This window comes from Anoxybacillus kestanbolensis (genome assembly GCF_001996285.1).
Lineage (GTDB): Bacteria > Bacillota > Bacilli > Bacillales > Anoxybacillaceae > Anoxybacillus > Anoxybacillus kestanbolensis_A.
This window is the reverse complement of sequence record NZ_MQAD01000043.1, coordinates 1-4316: the sequence shown is the minus strand read 5'-3', so window position 1 is coordinate 4316 and position 4316 is coordinate 1. Positions and strand designations below refer to the sequence as shown.

Genomic DNA, 4316 nt, shown 5'->3' with positions numbered 1-4316 from the left:
CGAGGTGACCTTCCATGACAAGACGAACAGCGGTCACCCGAACACGAAGAGAAGCATCTTTGATTTTCCGTTCTTGTTTCCGAAGTGTTCGAGGTGTCCAACCGTGATCATTTGTGATTTTCAAACGTTTCATGCCAATTCCGCTCCTTTTACACATGAGTATTTAGGAGCAGTATAGCCATGAAAAAATGTGTTCATACAGAAGTCATCGTTTTAAAGTGCATGTATATACATACAAATGTTTTACATCACGTTTGAGAACGAATGGAAACAGCGGTTTCCTTGTTCATTTTTTACAGAAAAATTTCTATCTTCCCCTTGAAATGTTAAATTGATCGGTACCAGCATGATACAGTTCGTAATAAAACCCTTTTGCTTTTAACAATGAATGATGGGTGCCTTTTTCAACAATGCGTCCTTCGTGAAGCACAATAATTTGGTCAGCGTTTCGAATCGTATTTAAGCGATGGGCGATGACAAAACTTGTTCTCCCTTTCATGAGCCGCTGTAACGCTTCTTGTATTTTCAGCTCCGTTACTGTATCAATACTGCTTGTCGCTTCGTCTAAGATTAAGATGGACGGGTTGGCTAAAATCGCTCTGGCAATCTCCAAAAGCTGTTTTTGCCCTTGGCTGATTCCGCTTCCTTCTTCGTTTAAAACAGTATCGTACCCGTTTGGAAGCTTCATAATAAACGAATGGGCATTCGCTAATTTGGCTGCTTCTTCCACGTCTTTGTCACTGGCATCTAGCCTGCTGTAACGAATATTTTCTCGAATCGTCCCTTGAAAAAGGAACGTATCTTGTAAAACGAACGCCATATGCTGTCTAAGACTCGCTCTTTTAATATGTTTGATATCGTAGCCGTCAATAAACACCTGTCCGCTATCCGGGTCATAAAAGCGGGAAAGAAGGTTAATAATCGTTGTTTTTCCTGCTCCTGTCGGACCGACTAATGCCACCGTTTCACCAGGAGAAACATGAAAATGAATCTCGCGTATCGTCTCCTGTCTTTTTTCATATGAAAACGAAACGTGGCGAAATTCCACTTCTCCTTTTATGTTTCGTAAATGAATGGCCTCTTCGTTGTCTTCTTCCTCTTCCATATCGATAATTTCAAAAACTCGTTCCGCCCCGGCCATCGCCGACAGCAACATATTAAATTGGTTGGCAAGATCGTTAAGAGGCCGGGTAAACTGTCGTGAATATTCCGCGAAAATAACGATGACGCCAATCGAAATGAGGCCTTTTAACGCGAGCACTCCTCCTATCCCGGCAATGATGGCAAAGCTGATATTGTTTAATACGTTCATCAACTTTGGAATAAAACCGGAATACGTCTGCGCCCAAAAACCGGATTGTTTGAGCTTTTCGTTTTTTCGTTGAAATTCAGAAATCGTCTGTCTTTCTTGTGAAAACATTTTGATAATTTTTTGACCAGAAATGGATTCTTCAATGAAGCCGTTGAGCTCTCCTAAATTGCGCTGCTGTTCTTTAAATAACATCCGCGTACGGTTCGTAATCCATTTCATGCCAAAGAACATCATTGGAACAATTGTTAACGTCAAAACCGTCAGCAGCGGACTTAGCGAAACCATTACAATAACCGCGCCAACAAGCGTAAGAGTGCTTGAGAACAATTGAATAATGGAACTATTTAATGTTTGGCTCACATTTTCAATATCGTTTGTGATTCGGCTCATGAGCTCCCCGTGTTGCCGTTCTTCGAAAAAGCGGATTGGGAGTTTATGAAACTTTTCAAACAGCTGTTTTCTTAACGAATAAACCGTCTTTTGAGCAATCGCAATCATCCAATAATTTTGCAGAAAAAGAGACAGAGAGAGAAAAAGATACACTCCACCTAATATCATGAGCGACTGAATGAGCCCGTCTTGCTTTTTTACGACGATATGTTCATCAATGATTTTTCCAATGAAATAAGGGCCAAACAGACTTAAAAAAGAGCTGAAGACAACCATGAGAAGCACAAGAGCTAACATTCCTTTTTGCTTTGAAAGGAGTGTTGCTATTCTTTTTAATGTTCGAAACAATTTGTTTGCTTTTTGTTCCGATGTTTTTTTCCAATGATGCTGCGGCCTCAACATATGTATTTCTCCTCGCTATTAAGCTGTGATTGCACAATTTTTTGATATAGAGCACAGCTTTTCGATAAACATTCGTGATTCCCTTTGGCTAATAAAGCCCCTTCATCGAGAAGTAAAATCGTATCCGCTTTCATGGCCGTACTTACCTTTTGGGTCACAATGAACGTTGTACATGTATATGATTTCAAAGATTTCAATAATTCCGCCTCTGTTTTTAAATCGAGTGCACTTGTACTGTCATCTAGCAGCAAAATTTTCGGCTTCCGTATAAGCGCTCTTGCGATGGAAAGCCGCTGCTTTTGGCCGCCGGAGAGATTCACACCTTTTTGTCCAACAATCGTATCATATCCGTTTGGCAGTTTCATAATCGTTTCGTGAATTTGCGCATGTTTCGCTGCTTCTATCATTTCTTCCATTGAAGCGTCTTCTTTCCCAAAAGCGATATTTTCTTTCACCGTTCCGGAAAACAATAAAACTTCTTGCGGAACAAAGCCGATTTGTTTTCGCAACATTTCCTGATTCATGTCGCGAACATCGATGCCATCAATCAAAACCCGACCTTTATTCACATCATACAACCGCGGAATTAGTTGCAATAAAGAAGATTTTCCCGACCCGGTCGCTCCTAAAATGGCAATCGTTTCCCCGGGATGGGCAATAAACGAAATATTTTTTAAAACGGGAACTTGAGAATTTGAGTATTGGAAGTGAACATCTTCAAATATGACTTTGCCTTCTTTGATCGTTGTTTCATAATTAGTTTCTTCACGATCTGACAAATCGATGTTTACTGCCAGCACTTCTGAGACCCGCCGCGCCGATGCTTTGGCCCGGGAAAAAACGATGAGAATAAACGTAAAAATCGATAAAGCCGAGGTAATACGTGTAGCATAGTTAACAATCGCTACCACCTCTCCTGCTTTTGCGCTGCCTATTTGAATGTCTATATCACCAAACCAGAGAATAAGGATAATCGCTATGTTCATAACGAATAACAGAACAGGCATTGAGAGTTCCATGGTTTGCAATGATCGAATGGTGCGGTTCATCAAATCTTCATTCACTTTTGTAAAACGCCGCTGTTCATGTTCCCCTCTCATCATTGCTTTAATGAGTTTCATTCCCGTTAAATTCTCCCGCATCACTTCATTGACTTGGTCGAGTTTTTGCTGCACCATTTTAAATAATGCCATCCCTTTATTCATCATCCATATAAGAAACAATAATAAAATCGGAACCGTGAAAACTAAAATAAGCGCGAGTTTAAAATGAACATAAAGCGCCATCACCGTACCGAACAACACTAACAGCGGCGCCCGCAGCATAATACGCAAACTCATAAACACGGTGTTTTGGATTTGCGTGATATCGTTTGTCATTCGCGTAATTAAAGAAGACGTCGGGAATTGATGAAAATTAGAAAAAGAAAACGATTGAACTTTTTCGAATAAACGATTTCTCAAAGCAAACCCGTAATTTTGACCAACGTAAGCAGCCACAAAAGAGTTGGCGATTCCAGCCATAAAAGCAATAAGGGAAGTGCTCATCATGATGCTCCCCCACTTCCAGACGACAGAAAAATCGTGTTGCAGTATTCCGTCGTCAATGATTTTTGCCATCAGCAATGGATGCCACAGCTCAATAGCTAATTCAATAAGCATAAGCCCCCATGCTAGTATCATCCATTTCGTATATGGTTTTAAATACGCTAGCACACCAAACATGTAAAACCCCCAAACAAAAATTACTTTTCACTTTATTCTAACTTTTTTCAGTCTCTTTTTACATATTTTTGCTTCTGATTCTAAAAATCAAGAAGCGGGAAATCGTTTAAAAACAGACGTTCCCTCTCCTGTAAGGCTTGTTCGTGATGTTATCTTTTTTGTAAATAATCGACAATTCCCATAGCACAAACGCTTAAGTCTAAACGAATAATTTCGTAAACATCTGCTTCGCGAGGTATCTGTTGTTCGTCTAAAAAGGCGCGAACCATTTCGAACAGACCTCTTGATATAGCATCTGCTTTCTCTTCAAAAGAGGCATTAGGATTTTCCTTCGTTATTCTTTCACCAACTGCCGCAAACTTTGGCAGTGGAGTGAGCCTTTAAAAGTAGACATGTATAAATCGGGAAAAAGATGTCCATACAGAAGACAGGAAGGAGCCGATGAACATGTCGAAAAAACAAAGAACTTATAAAAGCTATTCTTCAGA

The 4316-nt window shown here is 40.1% G+C and carries 2 protein-coding genes; both read right to left on the bottom strand.

The features are described 5' to 3' along the window. Window positions 1–307: 307 nt before the first annotated feature. The gene (locus BO219_RS14310) at window positions 308–2104 is read right to left on the bottom strand and encodes an ABC transporter ATP-binding protein (RefSeq protein WP_077430001.1); all 1797 of its coding nucleotides are present in this window, start codon (window positions 2102–2104) and stop codon (window positions 308–310) included. Further along, entirely contained in the window at window positions 2098–3828 is a 1731-nt protein-coding gene (locus tag BO219_RS14305; RefSeq protein WP_077430000.1) for an ABC transporter ATP-binding protein, read from the bottom strand. The genes BO219_RS14310 and BO219_RS14305 overlap by 7 nt, the downstream gene beginning before the upstream one ends. Window positions 3829–4316: the final 488 nt, after the last annotated feature.

Excerpts from the sequence above, each read along its gene's own strand:
- BO219_RS14305 (WP_077430000.1), bottom strand. The coding sequence starts at position 3,828 with ATGTTTGGTGTGCTAGCGTATTTAAAACCATATACGAAATGGATGATA.
- BO219_RS14310 (WP_077430001.1), bottom strand. The coding sequence starts at position 2,104 with ATGTTGAGGCCGCAGCATCATTGGAAAAAAACATCGGAACAAAAAGCA.